The sequence below is a fragment of the Oceanobacillus sp. FSL K6-0127 genome (assembly GCF_037983385.1).
Taxonomy (GTDB): Bacteria; Bacillota; Bacilli; order Bacillales; family Amphibacillaceae; genus Oceanobacillus; species Oceanobacillus profundus.
In genome coordinates this window covers 4,355,745-4,373,522 of record NZ_CP150287.1, presented here as the reverse complement: position 1 = coordinate 4,373,522, position 17,778 = coordinate 4,355,745, and the positions used below count along the sequence as shown (strand labels likewise).

General features: G+C 39.0%; 17 protein-coding genes and 1 pseudogene. 15 read left to right on the top strand and 3 right to left on the bottom strand.

The features are described from left to right. Positions 1-187: 187 nt before the first annotated feature. Complete coding sequence (gene glyA / locus MHH64_RS21215; RefSeq protein WP_095307829.1) at positions 188-1,432, top strand: serine hydroxymethyltransferase; 1,245 nt, start codon at positions 188-190, stop codon at positions 1,430-1,432. Positions 1,433-1,569: 137 nt separating this feature from the next. Further along, positions 1,570-2,199: a uracil phosphoribosyltransferase gene (gene upp / locus MHH64_RS21210; protein ID WP_095307830.1), complete on the top strand. Its 630-nt coding sequence runs from the start codon at positions 1,570-1,572 to the stop codon at positions 2,197-2,199. A gap of 71 nt (positions 2,200-2,270) precedes the next feature. Here the strand turns inward: upp and ribE (MHH64_RS21205) are convergent, their stop codons facing one another. From ribE (MHH64_RS21205) to ribE (MHH64_RS21195), 3 genes and pseudogenes are all read right to left on the bottom strand, one after another. Beyond that, on the bottom strand, positions 2,271-2,741 hold the full coding sequence (ribE, locus tag MHH64_RS21205) for a 6,7-dimethyl-8-ribityllumazine synthase (protein WP_095307831.1): 471 nt from the start codon (positions 2,739-2,741) through the stop codon (positions 2,271-2,273). A 47-nt stretch (positions 2,742-2,788) separates the two neighbouring features. Next, positions 2,789-3,376 (bottom strand): annotated as a pseudogene (gene ribB / locus MHH64_RS21200) (3,4-dihydroxy-2-butanone-4-phosphate synthase); the annotation flags it as partial. A 14-nt stretch (positions 3,377-3,390) separates the two neighbouring features. After that, positions 3,391-4,041 (bottom strand): riboflavin synthase, encoded by a 651-nt coding sequence (ribE, locus tag MHH64_RS21195; RefSeq protein ID WP_251660254.1) that lies wholly within the window; start codon positions 4,039-4,041, stop codon positions 3,391-3,393. 864 nt (positions 4,042-4,905) lie between these two features. Between ribE (MHH64_RS21195) and MHH64_RS21190 the strand changes: the two genes are divergently transcribed. The 13 genes from MHH64_RS21190 to murA all read left to right on the top strand — a co-directional run bounded on the left by MHH64_RS21190 (position 4,906) and on the right by murA (position 17,624). Next, on the top strand, positions 4,906-7,068 hold the full coding sequence (locus MHH64_RS21190; RefSeq protein WP_340002411.1) for a S8 family serine peptidase: 2,163 nt from the start codon (positions 4,906-4,908) through the stop codon (positions 7,066-7,068). 538 nt (positions 7,069-7,606) lie between these two features. Further along, entirely contained in the window at positions 7,607-7,996 is a 390-nt protein-coding gene (locus tag MHH64_RS21185) for an ATP synthase subunit I (RefSeq protein ID WP_340002410.1), read from the top strand. A 62-nt stretch (positions 7,997-8,058) separates the two neighbouring features. Further along, positions 8,059-8,781, top strand: a complete 723-nt coding sequence (gene atpB, locus MHH64_RS21180) for a F0F1 ATP synthase subunit A (RefSeq protein WP_095307836.1) — start codon at positions 8,059-8,061, stop codon at positions 8,779-8,781. Between the two features lie 43 nt (positions 8,782-8,824). Then, a complete protein-coding gene (gene atpE / locus MHH64_RS21175) occupies positions 8,825-9,037 on the top strand; it encodes a F0F1 ATP synthase subunit C (protein ID WP_010648360.1) in 213 nt (70 codons plus the stop codon). 149 nt (positions 9,038-9,186) lie between these two features. Next, positions 9,187-9,714: a F0F1 ATP synthase subunit B gene (atpF, locus tag MHH64_RS21170; RefSeq protein ID WP_340002409.1), complete on the top strand. Its 528-nt coding sequence runs from the start codon at positions 9,187-9,189 to the stop codon at positions 9,712-9,714. Then, a complete protein-coding gene (locus MHH64_RS21165) occupies positions 9,711-10,253 on the top strand; it encodes a F0F1 ATP synthase subunit delta (RefSeq protein WP_095307839.1) in 543 nt (180 codons plus the stop codon). The genes atpF and MHH64_RS21165 overlap by 4 nt, the downstream gene beginning before the upstream one ends. 116 nt (positions 10,254-10,369) lie before the next feature. Further along, on the top strand, positions 10,370-11,881 hold the full coding sequence (gene atpA / locus MHH64_RS21160) for a F0F1 ATP synthase subunit alpha (protein ID WP_095307840.1): 1,512 nt from the start codon (positions 10,370-10,372) through the stop codon (positions 11,879-11,881). 138 nt (positions 11,882-12,019) lie between these two features. Further along, positions 12,020-12,880: an ATP synthase F1 subunit gamma gene (atpG, locus tag MHH64_RS21155; RefSeq protein ID WP_095307841.1), complete on the top strand. Its 861-nt coding sequence runs from the start codon at positions 12,020-12,022 to the stop codon at positions 12,878-12,880. Between the two features lie 40 nt (positions 12,881-12,920). Further along, positions 12,921-14,312, top strand: a complete 1,392-nt coding sequence (atpD, locus tag MHH64_RS21150) for a F0F1 ATP synthase subunit beta (protein ID WP_095307842.1) — start codon at positions 12,921-12,923, stop codon at positions 14,310-14,312. A 98-nt stretch (positions 14,313-14,410) separates the two neighbouring features. Beyond that, positions 14,411-14,806 (top strand): F0F1 ATP synthase subunit epsilon, encoded by a 396-nt coding sequence (locus tag MHH64_RS21145; protein ID WP_095307843.1) that lies wholly within the window; start codon positions 14,411-14,413, stop codon positions 14,804-14,806. 321 nt (positions 14,807-15,127) lie between these two features. Then, positions 15,128-15,358, top strand: coding sequence for a DUF1146 family protein (locus MHH64_RS21140; protein ID WP_095307844.1), 231 nt, complete (start codon positions 15,128-15,130; stop codon positions 15,356-15,358). Between the two features lie 191 nt (positions 15,359-15,549). Continuing rightward, the gene (locus tag MHH64_RS21135) at positions 15,550-16,263 is read left to right on the top strand and encodes a YwmB family TATA-box binding protein (RefSeq protein WP_095307845.1); all 714 of its coding nucleotides are present in this window, start codon (positions 15,550-15,552) and stop codon (positions 16,261-16,263) included. 35 nt (positions 16,264-16,298) lie between these two features. Continuing rightward, positions 16,299-17,624: a UDP-N-acetylglucosamine 1-carboxyvinyltransferase gene (murA, locus tag MHH64_RS21130; RefSeq protein ID WP_095307846.1), complete on the top strand. Its 1,326-nt coding sequence runs from the start codon at positions 16,299-16,301 to the stop codon at positions 17,622-17,624. Positions 17,625-17,778 lie beyond the last annotated feature (154 nt).

Sequence of the window (17,778 nt, the reverse complement as noted above, 5' to 3'; positions counted from 1 at the left end):
GAGGATAAAAAGGACCAAGAAGTTCAAGCCAACGAGCTTCCACAGAATGTGGTGACTTCGACGTTCGACACAGGACGTGTCGGTAGTTAGTTGAAGGTCCCCTGTTCTCAACGTGTCATTTTTACCGGACTTTTTGAACAACTTTTATATAGCTTTAAAATATTCTTATACATAGGAGGCTTTACTTATGGAACATGTTAAACAAGCAGATGTAGAAATATATGAAGCAATTCAAGCGGAGAAAAAGCGTCAGCAGGATAAGATCGAACTGATCGCATCTGAAAACTTCGTGTCTGAAGCTGTAATGGAAGCAATGGGCTCTGTGTTAACGAATAAATATGCGGAAGGGTATCCAAATAAACGATATTATGGTGGTTGTGAGTATGTTGACGTTGCAGAAGATTTAGCTCGTGACCGTGCAAAAGAGCTTTTCGGTGCGGATCATGTTAATGTTCAGCCTCATTCTGGTGCACAGGCGAATATGGGTGTGTATTTCTCTATTTTAGAGCCTGGTGATACAGTACTTGGAATGAATTTGAATCATGGTGGACATTTGACACATGGAAGTCCTGTAAACTTCAGTGGAAAGCTTTACAATTTCGTTGACTATGGTGTCGATAAAGAGACCGAAAAAATAGATTATGATGCTGTTTTAGCAAAAGCAAAAGAAGTAAAGCCGAAGTTAATTGTAGCTGGTGCAAGTGCATATTCACGTCATATTGATTTTGCGAAATTCCGTGAAATCGCTGACGAGGTAGATGCTTATCTAATGGTGGATATGGCACATATTGCGGGCCTTGTAGCTGCTGGGCTTCATCAAAATCCTGTTCCATATGCTGACTTTGTTACGACTACAACACATAAAACATTGCGTGGACCGCGTGGTGGAATGATTTTATGTAAAGAAGAATATGCGAAGCAAATCGATAAATCTATCTTCCCGGGTATCCAAGGTGGACCATTGATGCATATTATCGCAGCAAAAGCGGTATCCTTTAAGGAAGCATTATCCGATGAATTTAAAGAATATGCGAATAACATTATTAACAATGCAAAAGTTCTTGGTGAAGCATTGACTGAAGAAGGAATTCGCATCGTTTCAGGCGGAACAGATAATCATTTGCTCTTATTGGATGTAACACCACTTAACCTGACTGGAAAAGTTGCTGAAAAGGCTCTAGATGATATTGGCATTACAACAAATAAAAATACAATTCCATTTGATACGGAGAGTCCATTTGTAACAAGTGGAGTCCGTATTGGTACCGCTGCTGTCACATCGAGAGGTTTTGGTGAAGAAGAGATGAAAGAAATTGCTGCCATTATTTCATTGACATTAAAAAATTATGAAGATGAAGCAGTATTAGAAGAGGCTGCAAAACGAGTGGCTGCTTTAACAGAGAAATTTCCATTATATACACAATATGCATAAGTAGTAGACGAGGATATTCCGATTTTCGGAGTATCCTTTGTTACGTTTTTATAACAAGAATAAAACTAAACTTGAAAGCTCGCTTGTTTTTCAGTACAATTTTAGGGATATAACTAATTCTGAAGGAGTGATCTACAATGGGAAATGTTTTTGTATTTGATCATCCGTTAATTCAACATAAATTAACGTACATAAGAGATAAGAACACAGGAACAAAAGAATTCCGCGAACTTGTTGATGAAGTTGCGATGCTAATGGCTTTTGAAATTACAAGAGACCTGCCGTTACAAGAAGTAGAAGTGGAGACACCCGTAACTATTGCCAAATCGAAAACATTGGCAGGAAAGAAAATAGGACTTGTTCCAATTCTTCGTGCTGGAATCGGGATGGTTGATGGCGTACGTAAGCTTATTCCGGCAGCAAAAGTTGGACATGTTGGTCTATACCGTGATCCAGAAACATTAAAGCCTGTTGAATACTATATTAAATTACCTTCGGATATTAATGAGCGTGAGCTGATTGTAATTGACCCGATGCTGGCAACTGGTGGGTCAGCAAATGATGCCATCCATTCATTGAAGAAGCGTGGTGCAAAAAACATTCGTCTCATGTGTATAATTGCTGCACCAGAGGGCGTTGAGGTTATTAAGAGAGATCACCCAGACGTTGACATTTATTTAGCGGCTATGGATGAGAAATTGGACGATCATGGCTACATTGTCCCTGGACTTGGAGATGCTGGGGACCGTTTATTCGGTACAAAATAAGTACTGCTACAGTGTAATAAATAGACAACAAACGGAGAATGCAACTTTAACTTGCACTCTCCGTTTTTGAATTAATTTTCTAGCAGTTTTACCATATTCGCCATTTCAATAGCGGAAATAGCTGATTCAGCACCTTTATTTCCAGCCTTTGTCCCAGCACGTTCAATTGCCTGTTCAATTGATTCAGTTGTAAGGACGCCAAATATAATTGGCTTGCTCGTTTGAAACGATACATTCGCAACACCTTTCGCTACTTCATTACACACATAATCAAAATGTGGAGTAGAGCCGCGAATTACCGTTCCTAACGTGATAATAGCATCATATTTATTAAGAGCTGCCATTTTCTGAGCAATTAAGGGGATCTCAAACGCACCTGGAACCCATGCAATATCAATGTTATCTTCAGCAACACCATGTCTTTTCAGAGCATCACGTGCACCATCCAATAATTTAGACGTAATAAATTCGTTAAATCGGGCAACTACAATCCCGATTTTTAAATCTGTACCAACTACATTTCCTTCATATGTTTTTCCCATTTTTTCTGTCTCCTTTATGAATGAATAATCATTGTATTATTTGTTTTACGATAGGTAATTAAATCTGCTATTGAGATGACTTTTAAGTCAAATTTTCCAGCCATAATTTCAAGGTCTGCTAGTCGTGCCATTGTACCGTCATCTTTAATGATTTCACAGATGACACCTGATGGGAAGGCACCACTTAGAAGTGCTAAATCAACAGCTGCTTCTGTATGACCAGGGCGAGTTAACACGCCGCCTTCCTTTGCGATAAGCGGAAACATATGACCTGGCTGTTTGAAATCACAAATATGTGCGTGAGGATCTGTTAAAGCCAGAATGGTGTTCGCTCTTTCTGCTGCACTAATTCCAGTAGTAGTATCTTTGTGGTCAACAGATACTGTAAAAGCAGTACCATATGGATCCGTATTCTGATTGACCATCGGTGATAGTCCGATATTCTCCACGTGCTCTGCTGGAAGAGAAACACATACGAGACCTTTCCCATGTGTAATCATAAAATTAATCAATTCAGGTGTCGCTTTTTCAGATAAAGCAACAAGGTCACCTTCATTTTCCCGATCTTCGTCATCAACAACAATAATTGGTTTTCCAAGTTTCAAATCAGCAATTGCCTCTTCAATAGTATGCATTATGAATATTCCTCCTATATGAATCCGTTTTGTTCAAGAAAATCTTGGTTGATTTCTTCACCGTGCTTCTTATATTGATTATCGAGCATATTTCGTACATACTTCGCTAGCATGTCACACTCGATATTCACGATATCCCCTTTGCCTTTTTCGCCAAGAATTGTTTCGGAGGCGGTGTGGGGAATAAGGGAAATAGTGAATCGATTCTGATTTACTTGGAAAAGCGTCAAACTGATTCCATCAACTGTAATGGAACCTTTATGCATTAAAAATGGAATAAGAGATTCAGATATTTCGATGTCGTAATAAATAGCATTTTCTTTTCGGTACACCTGGACAATTTGACCTGTACCATCAACATGGCCAGATACAAAGTGCCCGCCAAACCTTCCATTTGCTGCCATTGCTCGTTCTAGATTTACCTCAGAACCAGTTTTTAAAGCTTGCAAAGAGGTGGATTTTATCGTTTCTGGCATAGCATCCACTTGGAAGCTATTGGAACTATAACTTGTCACTGTAAGGCAAATGCCATTAACAGCAATACTGTCACCAATAGAAACGTCCTCAATTACCTTGCTGGATCCTATAGTCATTTGGACAGCTTGATTGGAAATCTTCAGCATTTTCTTTACAACACCTTTTTCCTCGATTAAACCTGTAAACATATAACTCACTTCCTTTCATAAAGAGATCGCATCCTTTGTAAACAACAAAAGGGGCAGCGCTCGGTCAGCGATGTATGGAGGCTAGCAAGTTTCGCCAGTCCTTTGCCGCTGGAGCTGCAGGAAATGAAAAAAGCCCCTGAGTTTCCTCAGAGGCTTGTGATTAGAATTTTAATAGTAAGCGATGGAAAAAATAATGTAATACAACGAAATCGCATCCTGTTAATTGTACAAAAAGTATACAAATAACAGCACTCGCCTAAAGCATTACAAATAGCGTGCCTACCTAAAATTCCTTCTCCCATCCAGACTTTAACTGTCGGTTCTGGTTTTGCACCAGATCCACCGCTTGGTTTATAGGTTAAAGGTAGTTCAAAAATTTCCGGTAAAAATGACATTTTGAGAACAGGGGGCCTTCAACTAACTACCAACACGTCCTGTGTCGAACGTCGAAGTCATCACATGTTGTGCAAGCCCGTACCCTCACGTATTAATTGCATACGTGAGGGTACGGGGGCTACGCCGCCTGGAAATTCTCGGTCCTTTTTACCCTCTTTTTTGATCAACTATCTTATAAAAACCGCACGGGTCACGGACTTAGAAGCTATGCTTCATCACCGTCGGTTGGGAATTTCACCCGACCCCGAAGGAATATGCGTATTGAATTTTGATGGAAAACTTCCCTAGCTGCATAAGTACAACCAAGGTATTCATCCAAAGGCATGGTGAATTCCAAGTTTTCTAAAAAATAGTATACCATTAGTTCTTCTGAAAAAGCAAGGTAGAAAAATCCGGCGTAATCGAAACGAATGTATAAGAACGTAATTTATTTCAAAAGCTATTGCTAAAAAAAGGGAGTGGGCGCCTATGAGAATTTTTAGCATCTTTTTATTGCTTCTACTTCTATTTATTCCATACCCTCAAGAACTTCATGCGGAAAAAGAAATGGAATCGATCATCATCGAAGTAGAAGGGGATCCAGAGATACATAAAGAGTATTTGGAAATATATCATCCATTTATCGAGGTTATTGCAGTTTATCACCAATTGTTTAATGGCATTGCAATCCAGGGAGCTCCTGCAAATCTGCAGAAGATAGAATCGCTGCCTTTTGTTCAACGTATTCACTCGGTACAGCAATATAAAGCACTTCCTTGGGATGGAAATCGTGAAAAGGGTAATGGGGTAATCCCATCTGATCTAAATACGACTTCATTTACCGGTGAAGGTGTAAAGGTTGGGGTTATAGATACTGGGATTGACCACAGCCATCCAGATTTGCAAAAAAATTATAGTGGGGGATATGACCTTGTTGACCTTGATGAAGACCCAATGGAGACAATTCCAGAACAAGGTATACCGACATCACACGGTACTCATGTTGCAGGGATTATTGCGGCCGACGGAGAATTGAAAGGAGTCGCTCCAGATGCAGAAATTTACGCATATCGAGCGCTTGGTCCTGGGGGGGCAGGAACATCTGTGCAAGTAATAGCTGCAATGGAGAAGGCGATTGAAGATGGGGTAGATATTATTAATTTATCGCTTGGGAATAACGTTAATGTTCCTGACTTTCCAACGAGTGTAGCAGTTAACAGAGCTACAGAACTAGGTGTAGCGGTAGTTATAGCAAATGGTAATAGCGGCCCACAAGATTGGACTGTAGGATCACCAGCAACTGCAGACAAAGCTTTATCAGTCGGTGCATCAACTGCACCAACAGAAACCCCTCTACTCTATGAACCGATGGCCGATCGTACAATCCCGCTTACTGAAATGGTAGGTTCTTCTCCATGGAATTTGACAAAAGACTATCCAATTGCTGATATGGCAGAAGAGAATGGAAAGTTGAATGGGCGTATCGCATTTATAAAACGTGGAGAAACACCGTTCTATGAAATGGCAAAACGTGCTGAAGAAAAAGGCGCAGTAGCGGTTGTAATCTATAATAAAGAGAAAGGAATGTTTCGAGGTTCTGTTCAAAATAAAGAAGATCCAATAAATATACCAGTCGTATCGATAGCCATGGAAGATGGTGTATGGCTGAAAGAGCAGAATGAAGGGGAAAGTATTTATTTGGAAACTGCATACGAACATGAAGAACGAACAATAGCTCCATTTAGCTCAAGAGGACCAGTTACAGTTAATTGGAATATTAAGCCAGACGTAGTTGCACCAGGGACGAATATTATGAGCACTGTTCCAGGAGGTTATGAGCCACTTGATGGCACTAGTATGGCTGCACCGCATGTTACTGGTGCTATTGCATTAATCAAAGAGGCGCACCCAGATTGGTCGACCCAGCAAATCTTCGGAGCACTTAAAACAACCGCGCATGTAATCGGTGAAGGTAATGTTTTAGCTCCCACGATTCAAGGAACGGGAGAAATCCAACCGGAAAAAGCAATTGAATCGACAACAATCATTCACAATCCACAACTCAACTTTGGACTAATAAATGGGTATAGAGAAACAAGTGAATTTTCATTAACAATTGAGAACATGACAGATGTTGCACAGACATTTACCTTTGATTATCCAAAGCAACAGAATGGTGTTAATTGGAAGCTGCCAATGTCATTTAGGATCGAAGCCAATCAGAGAAAGACAATCCCAATTGAGCTTAGTATAACAGCAGCTCGAATGGATCAAGGTGTACATCAAGGCTGGATCACACTGAGATCTCAAGATAACCAATACAACTTACCATATATTTTTGTGAACCAAGCTGCGAATCAACCCAAAACAGCAGGATTTGAGTTTGCGATGAAAACTCTCTCTGAAGAAGCATATGAATATCGGATATATCTAACAGAACCTGCGAGACGGGTAGAAGTTGACCTATACGATCCTGAAAGTCTTGTATTCAAGAGACGACTCTTAGAAATGGAAAATGTAAAAACAGGAGAACATCAAGGTGAAATAAGTAAAAAAGATGCTGGTGATACAGGTTATTATTTAGCGGTAGTAACTGTATTTCTCAAGGACGGAACATATGAAAGCAGTCCATCTATTGTATATATAGAATAATTCATTGTTCACAAGAGACAAAAAAACTCAAAAAAATCAAGTGAGTTCACAAAGATGTCACATTACACGACCCAACTTTCATTTATAATGAAAGTTGGGTCACTTAATTGTAAATTTATAGATAAGAAAATGTCACATATTGTTTCAACGACAGTATTTTATGGATGATTTAAAAATTGCAATTTATCTTAGTGTCCTAATTGACAATGGTGGTCAAGCTGTTGTAAACTTGCTAACTGTGGGGGAAGGTGTATTTTTATATAAACTGCAACTATCTTGTTAGCTGATACGACGATTTTTAGTATCATTCGACATGAAAAATGGCAGACTTAATTTCCCTTAAAGCAACTTCTGTTACATAAGCATTTCCGTGTTTTTGGCTGTGAAACAGGACCAATATTTTAAAATAATGACTGAAAATAACAACCGTTTAATAGTAAACAATTATGTTTGGAAGCGGATGCACGTGTTTTTTCAGCCTTTATTTTGTAATGAGAACATCCACAATATCGTTTGATTGTTTAGGAGAGTAGAGTACATGATGTCTGAATATGATTTGATGGTAACGAGGCAGCGTAAATGGATGCTCTTTCTTCTTGCAATTATCGTAATTGGTGCAGGGTTCTCATCGTATCCTCGAATTTTTAACGGTTTATTGTTAGGAAGCGCTGTAAGCTTCTACAATTTATGGTTACTGCAGCATAAAACAAAAGCACTGGGAAAAGCGGTTATTGAAACTGGAAAGGTACGCGGAGGATTGGGAACATTCTCAAGGCTTGCTGCAACAATGCTTTCCGTTTTGATCGCACTTCGATTTAATGAAATCTTTCATATTATTGCCCTAGTTTTTGGTCTTGTATCTTCATACATCATAATAGGAATTGATGTTGCTTTTCGATTCATTTTTCAAAGAAAACATATTAAGTAAACTAGTTTAACAGGCATAGTATGAACGGATTTATAAGTATGTAGTGTAAAGGGGGGAGAATTTTGGATCATACAGCTCCAATAGTTAATGACGTCTTTGGGATTTCCTGGCTCGACTTTAACATGTCCAATGTCCTCATGATTGCAGTTGTATCGCTAATTGTGTTTGTTTTCTGTGTGTGGGCAAGTCGCAAACTGCAGATGAAGCCAACCGGGATGCAAAACTTTATGGAATGGGTAGTTGAATTTGTAAAAGGAATTATTAGTGACACAATGGACTGGAAAACAGGGAAGGTGTTTCTTCCATTAGGATTAACGCTGATTTTTTACATCCTTGTTAGTAACCTAGTAGGTGTAGCGACTGTCGGAGTGGTCGGTCATGACTTATGGTGGAAATCACCAACCGCAGATGCAACATTAACATTAACACTATCCGCTATGGTTATCGTATTAACCCATTTCTATGGCATTAAAACACAAGGAACAAAAGCATATTTCAAAGGGTATGTCAGCCCAGTACCTTTAATGCTGCCATTTAAAATTATAGAGGAGTTTACTAACACATTAACATTAGGTCTTCGTCTATTTGGTAACATTTATGCAGGGGAAGTATTATTAACCTTACTTGTAGGTATGGCAATGTCAGGCTTCTTGGGAGCATTAGGAGCAGCAATACCAATGCTGGCATGGATGGGCTTTAGTGTGTTTATAGGTGCAATTCAATCTTATGTATTTGTTATGTTAACAATGGTGTATATGTCTCATAAAGTGAGCAGTGACCATTAAATAAAAAATAATATTAGGTTTAAATAAAAGGAGGAAATTTTCAATGGAAGCATTAGCAGCAGCAATCGCAATCGGCCTGGCAGCACTAGGTGCAGGTCTTGGTAACGGAATGATCGTTAGTAAAACAGTAGAGGGAATCGCACGTCAACCAGAACTTAGAGGTGCATTGCAAGGTACGATGTTTATCGGGGTAGCACTTGTTGAGGCGATTCCAATCATCGCAGCAGTTATCGCATTTATGGCTATCTTCATGTAATTGTATTTGTATTTTATTTAAAACATAATGGCGAAGTTCGTTACCATAGAATCTTCGCCATTCCTTTATGTAACTTTCAGGTGATATGAAAATAAAATGAATCACTATAGGTAAATAGATGTGAAGTCACATTGAAAGGAGTGAAATCAGTGCATTCATACATTGACTTTATGACAATTGGAGCTAGTGTTGGAGGACTAAGAGTAGGAGACATGTTTGTCCAATTATTCTTCTTCCTTGTGTTGCTAGCATTACTAAAAAAATTCGCTTGGGGACCCCTCATGAACAAAATGCAAGAGCGTGAGGAGTATGTAGCTGGAGAAATTGAAGCAGCAGAAAAAAGTCGTCTTGAGGCTGAAAAAGCTTCAAAGGATGCTGCGGCACAGCTAAACCAAGTAAGAGAAGAAGCTCAAAAATTAATTGAGGACGCAAAGGCAGCTGGAGCAAAGCAAGAACAGGATATTGTTGAAGCTGCACGTAAAGAGGCAGACCGCTTAATCCTAGCAGCTCAAGCTGATATTCAAAATGAGAAGGAAAAAGCATTACAAGCACTTCAAGATAAAGTTGCATCCTTATCCGTACTTATTGCAAGTAAAGTGATTGAAAAGGAAATAAGTGCACAAGATCAAGAGAAATTGATCAATGATTACATTAAAGAGGTAGGAGAAGAGCGATGAGTGAAGTTGTTGTAGCTAAACGTTATGCAGACGCTCTTTACCAACTCGGACTTGAAAAGAATACACTGGATCAACTCGTGAAGGAATTCAGAGTCGTTCAAGAAGTATTTAACAAAAATAAACAATTGGAAACTTTCTTAATGCATCCCAAAATTGATAATGTGGAAAAGAAACAACTGATTACGAAAGTGTTTCAAGGTATACAAGCAGATATTATCAATACAATCAAACTGCTTGTTGAACGCCGACGCATTAAAGCTCTTTCCAACATTATCGTAAGTTTCATTCAATTAGTGAATGATGCTAAGGGTATCGCGGATGCAACGGTTTATTCTGTACGTGAATTAACAGATGTTGAAAAAACTGAGTTGCAGCAAACATTCGCAAAACGAATCGGTAAAACTGCAATCAATTTGAAAAACATTGTAGATCCTTCCATTATTGGTGGAATTAAAATTCGCGTTGGAAACACAATCTATGATGGAACAATTAGTGGAAAATTAGATCGTATTTCAAAACGCATTGTTTCTACTAATTAATGTGAACAGGCAACGTACAGACCAAAGTTAAGCATACATACTTGACATGGTCTTCTAACATGGAATTGAATTTTATACATGCTTATTATGAACAAAGATGATAGGGGTGAAATGGTATGAGCATAAATGCTGAAGAAATCAGTACACTAATTAAACAGCAAATTGAAAATTTCGATACAGATATCGAAGTTAGTGACGTTGGAACAGTTATTGAAATCGGGGACGGGATTGCACGTGCACACGGACTTGATAACGCAATGGCTGGAGAGTTGCTTGAATTCTCAAACGGTGTTATGGGACTAGCGCAAAACTTAGAAGAAAGCAACGTTGGTATCGTTATTCTAGGGCCTTACACAGGGATTAAAGAAGGCGATGAAGTTCGTCGAACAGGACGTATCATGCAAGTACCAGTTGGAGAAGAATTATTGGGACGTGTTGTAAACCCACTAGGACAGCCAATTGATGGGAAAGGTACACTTGAAACTTCTAAAACCCGTCCAATTGAAGCGCAGGCTCCAGGAGTAATGGATCGTAAATCAGTTGATGAGCCATTGCAAACGGGAATCAAAGCGATTGATGCATTGGTGCCAATCGGTCGTGGACAACGTGAGCTTATCATTGGTGACCGTCAGACAGGAAAAACAACAGTAGCCGTTGATACCATTTTGAACCAAAGCGACCAAGATATGATTTGTATTTATGTTGCAATTGGACAAAAGGAATCGACTGTTCGAAATACTGTAGAAACGTTCCGTAAGTACGGCGCATTAGATTACACAATCGTTGTAACAGCAGGAGCTTCTGATCCTGCACCATTATTATACCTTGCACCATATGCAGGTGTAGCAATGGGTGAAGAATTTATGTACAACGGGAAACACGTACTTGTTGTATATGATGACTTGTCAAAACAAGCAGTAGCATACCGTGAGCTTTCCTTGCTGCTTCGTCGTCCTCCGGGTCGTGAAGCGTTCCCAGGGGATGTATTCTACTTGCATTCACGTTTACTAGAGCGTGCTGCTAAATTAAGTGATGCACGTGGTGGCGGTTCTTTAACTGCATTACCATTCGTTGAGACGCAGGCAGGCGACATCGCTGCATATATTCCAACGAACGTAATTTCAATTACAGATGGACAAATTTTCTTGCAATCTGACTTGTTCTTCTCAGGTGTAAGACCAGCAATTAACGCCGGTTTATCTGTATCCCGTGTTGGTGGGTCAGCACAAATTAAAGCAATGAAGAAAGTTGCTGGTACATTACGTCTTGATCTTGCGTCATTCCGTGAGCTAGAAGCCTTCTCACAATTTGGATCAGATCTGGATAAATCAACACAGGCTAAATTAAATCGTGGACAAAGAACGGTAGAAGTTCTGAAGCAAGGTTTGCATAAGCCAATGGTTGTTGAGAAACAAGTAATGATTCTTTATGCACTAACAAGAGGATTCTTAGATGATATTTCAGTAGAAGATGTACTTCGTTTCGAGAGTGAAATGAATGTATGGCTTGAAAGCAATCGCAATGAATTATTGACTACCATCCGTGAAACAGGTAACTTGCCAGATGATAGCGATATGAAATCTGCTATTGAAGCATTCAAGAAAACATTCTTACCAACGACAAATTAAGTAAACGAAGGTACAAACACCTGAAAAAGTGTTTCCCTTTGTCAATAGATTTCGAAAAGAGAATAATGGACCGGAAAGAGTTGACATGACACAGCCTTTTCCGGCTCAACCTCTGTCAGGAAAGTGTGGTGAAAAAGCTTGGCATCACTTAGAGATTTAAAAGCTCGAATAGATTCAACAAAGAAAACAAAGAAAATTACTGGTGCAATGCAAATGGTATCCGCTTCAAAAATGAGTAAAGCAGAGCAGAATGCAAAAGGGTTCGTTCCTTACGCAGATAAACTCCAGGAAGTTGTAGCTAGTATCGCTAATAGCAATACAGATGTATCTCATCCGATGTTGATTAAACGTGAAGTGAAAAAAACAGCCTATTTAGTTATAACCTCTGACCGTGGATTGGTTGGTGCTTATAACAGTAATATACTGCGAAACTTGGTTCAAACAATTGAAAAGCGTCATGAAAGTAAAGACGAATATACAGTCATTGCTGTAGGGCGCAAAGGATACGACTTCTGTAAGAAACGTGATCTGCCCATGTCAAATAGTATTCTTGGAATGGCAGACCACCCTACATTCGCAGATATCAAAGAATTAGCTTCTGAGACAGTGCAAATGTATAGTGACGGAGAAATCGATGAACTTAACATTATTTACAATCATTATGTTAGTGCAATCTCTCAAAAGGTAACTGCAAAAAAATTGCTGCCAATCGAGAATTTGGACGCACACTCTGCCATTAACAATGATTATGAATATGATCCGGATCAAGAACAAATTCTGGAAGTTCTTTTACCACAGTATGCCGAAAGCTTAATATTCGGTGCTTTATTGGATGGAAAAGCAAGTGAACATGCGGCAAGTATGACTGCAATGAGAAGTGCAACAGATAATGCTGGTGACCTTATTGATGACTTATCATTGACATATAACCGTGCACGTCAAGCGGCGATTACACAGGAAATCACAGAAATCAGTGGTGGAGTAGCAGCGCTTGAATAAGCTTCTTTAACAGGCTTTAAGTAAGTTAGGAGGAAAAGCGATGAGTAAAGGACACGTTACACAAGTAATGGGACCGGTCGTTGACGTTAGATTTGAAGACGGCACACTCCCAGAAATATATAACGCTTTAGTTGTCCAAGACGAAAATACAGATCTTACATTAGAAGTAGCTCTTCATTTAGGAGATAACAGTGTTCGCACAATTGCAATGTCATCAACTGACGGTGTTAAACGTGGCGCAACAGTAGAAAACCTTGGAAGACCTATTTCCGTTCCAGTAGGAGATGTAACATTAGGACGTGTATTTAATGTTTTAGGTGAAAAAATTGACTTGGATGAACCGTTAGCAGACGGATTACGCTTAGACCCAATTCACCGTGAAGCACCTAAGTTTGAAAACTTGTCTACAGAAACTGAAATTCTAGAAACAGGTATCAAAGTAGTAGACTTATTAGCTCCATATATTAAAGGTGGAAAAATTGGTCTATTTGGTGGTGCTGGTGTAGGTAAAACCGTTTTAATCCAGGAATTAATTAATAACATTGCTCAAGAACATGGTGGTATTTCTGTATTCGCAGGAGTTGGAGAGCGTACTCGTGAAGGAAATGACCTCTACTATGAAATGAAAGACTCTGGTGTTATTGCTAAAACAGCGATGGTATTCGGACAAATGAACGAACCACCTGGTGCACGTATGCGTGTAGCATTAACAGGTCTTACGATGGCTGAATACTTCCGTGATGAGCAAGGACAAGATGTATTGCTATTCATTGATAACATCTTCCGTTTCACACAGGCAGGATCTGAGGTTTCAGCACTACTTGGACGTATGCCATCTGCTGTTGGTTACCAACCAACACTAGCAACGGAAATGGGACAATTGCAAGAACGTATTACATCAACAGATAAAGGTTCCGTAACATCGATTCAGGCGATCTATGTACCTGCCGATGACTACACGGATCCGGCTCCGGCAACAACGTTTGCACACTTGGATGCAACGACAAACCTAGACCGTGGTCTATCTGAACAAGGTATATACCCTGCTGTGGATCCTTTAGCATCTACTTCACGTGCACTAGATCCAGAGATTGTTGGAGAAGAGCATTATCGCGTAGCAACAGAAGTACAACAAACACTACAGCGTTATCGTGAGCTGCAGGATATTATTGCGATTCTAGGTATGGATGAGCTTGGCGATGAAGATAAATTAGTCGTTTCAAGAGCACGTCGTATCCAATTCTTCCTTTCTCAAAACTTCCACGTTGCAGAACAATTTACAGGACAAAAAGGTTCTTATGTGCCTGTTAAAGAAACTGTAGCTGGATTCAGTGAGATCTTAGAAGGTAAGTATGATCACCTACCAGAGGATGCATTCCGTCTTGTGGGACGTATTGAAGAAGTACTTGAAAAAGCAAAAGGCATGGAATAATAGATAATAGGTAGGAGAATACTGTAGAAATGATATTTCTGAAGAAACTCTGATGAATTATCACAGCTTTCTTCTACCAAGTCTTAGGAGGGGTTACATTGAAAACACTGGAAGTGAGTGTTGTTACTCCTAGTGGTCCGGTTTTAGAGGGTAGTTTTGATATGGTTGTCTGTAAGGCAGAAACTGGAGAAATCGGTATCTTACCTGGACACATACCTCTTGTAGCTCCATTACAAATCAGCGCTGTTCGTCTCAAGACAGGATCAGAGACGAAACATTTAGCGGTAAATGGTGGATTTATGGAGGTCCAACCAGATAAAGTGACGATTCTTGCTCAATCTGCTGAAAAAGCTGCAGAAATTGATGTACAACGCGCAAAGGAAGCGAAAGAACGTGCGGAACGTCGTCTTCAAGCAAAAGCCGATAATATCGATAAAATACGGGCTGAATTAGCACTCAAACGCGCAACCAATCGCCTAAATGTAGGCAGTTAAATGTATGAGAATCTCTTATAACGAAATGTTGTAAGAGATTTTTTACGTGTGAACGATTCCAAAGAAACACGATATCCAATCCTCTATTTTACAGCGCAGATAAGTAAACAGGTCACGCTGTTCTTACTAATGCCCGATACAAAATCCATTCTATTATTTCCATTCACTCCTGTCGATATTTCCCGGGAAATGGCGGGATAAAGCATCGGAATAACTGAATTATCTCCAAAAAATGATATAGTAATTGAGCGTATAAAAGCATTGACATTTCTTTTTAATCATGGCAATGTAACAATTAGCAACTAAACAAAGGTGGTCAATATGTTTTCAATTGGACAAATGGCTTTATTTAGTATCATTTCACATCTGCTCTTCATTTATATTTCATGGCGAATCATTCTAGCAATGAATTTTGAACCAATAATTAAGAAGGGAAGAACAACGGAAGGAAGAATCTTTCTACTGTTCCTTGCAATTGTAATTGGAACTGGAGTAAGTCAATTTCTCCTTGATATTTTAAGATGGTCTAGCGATCTAATCTATCTTTTCTAATGCGTTTATATCTCGTTCAAGATTGTGTATGAAGTTCGTTGCATGATAATCTTTTTATAAGGGTATTAATCCATTATCAGATGTGTGCAAACTAAGATATTTGGTCAAAAACTTGTCGTTATTTGTAAGGTATGCGATGTAGTCTCTCTGTCTAAACTAATGCTATTCGTTTAATACAGGGGGATTTTATTATGAGAAAACTATCAATTTTATTAGTGCTATTTTTATTAATCACTGCTAAACCAGTAGTCCACGGGATGGAATCTGACGAAATGATTGATTTAGCAAACTTTACAATAAGCAATGGGATTCCAATTGAAAGCTGGCAGGTTACAATGAAAGAGAGTGTAACAGCAGAACAAGCAGAACGGCAATTAGATAAAATGAAAAATGGTAGTTTTGTCACTAGAAGCGAAGATGGAAATGCTATAAAATATTTGCTTAGGGAAGACGCTAAACACAATGCTTTGCAAGTATCCTATACAATTGTTATTCCCAAGGACACTACGATTAAATCAGAAATCATTGTAATAATAGAAGGCACGAAATGGAACGAGGAAATTGAGGGAAATTACCTTTCCAAAAAGCGTGAGATAGTGGAGAAATATTTAACAGAAACGTCAAAAACATTTGCTTGTCTGACTACAGATTTTAGTGGTATAATGGAGTCTGATGTTCTTGTAGAGGAAATCATAAGTTATTTTGATTTACGACATATTAAGACACAATTCGACACAGTAAAAAATTCAACACATAAAAAAATTGTATACGGGTATACAGACTTATGGAAAGAAAATTTCATCATTGATGATGCCCCGTTGAACTTACAATTAGCTATAGCAACGAACGAAAAAGAAGAACTGAAATATACGATAGGAACACCTATCCTAATACATGAATATTAATATAGTGAAATTGGATCTGAAGGAGATTTATAAACATGGAGAAAATCATCGTAAGAGGTGGACAGAAACTGAGTGGCGCTGTTCGCGTTGAAGGTGCTAAAAATGCAGTACTTCCTGTGATAGCAGCAAGTCTAATTGCTAGTGAAGGAAAAAGCGTTATTAAAGAAGTCCCCGTTTTAGCTGACGTATATACAATTAATGAAGTTTTAAGAAATATGAATGCCGATGTTGATTTTGATGCTGAGAGCAACACGGTATATGTGGATGCTTCAAAGCGTTTGGAAACAGAAGCACCATTTGAATATGTACGAAAAATGCGTGCTTCTGTACTTGTTTTGGGACCATTATTGGCCCGTTATGGACACGCGAAAGTTGCAATGCCAGGTGGATGTGCGATTGGTTCAAGACCAATTGATTTACATTTAAAGGGCTTTGAAGCTATGGGGGCCGAGATTCATGTTGGTAATGGCTTTGTAGAAGCAAAAGTAGACGGCCGTCTTCAAGGTGCAAAGATTTATTTAGATATGCCAAGTGTTGGAGCAACTGAGAACATTATGATGGCAGCTGCCCTCGCAGAAGGCAAAACAGTCCTTGAAAACTGTGCAAAAGAGCCAGAAATTGTAGATTTGGCAAATTACTTGAATAAAATGGGTGCACGAATTGTTGGTGCTGGTACGGAAACAATTCGTATTCATGGTGTGGAAAAGCTATGTGGAGTAGAACATTCCATTATTCCTGATCGTATTGAAGCAGGTACATTCATGGTTGCAGCTGCAATTACTGGTGGAAATGTTTTAATCGAAAATGCAGAAAGTGAACATTTACGTTCCGTTATTTCCAAATTGGAAGAAATGAATGTAAAAGTTATGGAAGAAGATGAAGGGATTCGCGTTATTGGATCTGATGATTTAAAAGCTACAGATATTAAAACATTGCCACATCCAGGGTTCCCAACAGACATGCAGTCACAAATGATGGCATTGATGCTTCGTGCAAAAGGCACAAGTGTCATTACGGAGACCGTTTTTGAAAACCGTTTTATGCATGTAGAAGAATTTAGACGGATGAATGCAAATATGAAGATTGAAGGACGCAGCGTAATTATTGAAGGATTGTCTGATCTTCAAGGTGCAGAGGTAGCTGCAACAGATCTTCGTGCAGCAGCAGCTCTAATTTTAGCTGGTTTAGTTGGAAATGGCCATACACGTGTAACAGAGCTAAAACATTTGGATAGAGGCTATGTAGATATCGTTGGAAAATTGGCAGCATTAGGTGCAGATATAGAGCGTATTGATGAAACTAAAGAATCTGTACAACCTGTACTTGATTTATCAAATGCAAAAATAGCAGCTGAATTTTAAGCGATACGTGTAATAATATTTATATATGTATGAAGTTTGTCTAATGACTAATAAGCAATTTTATAGTAATTTAAGGGAAAACAGGTGTAATCGAATGATACGCCTGTTTTTTTGCGTGCGCAGTAGAACGATAACTGAAATATTCATTCTCGGG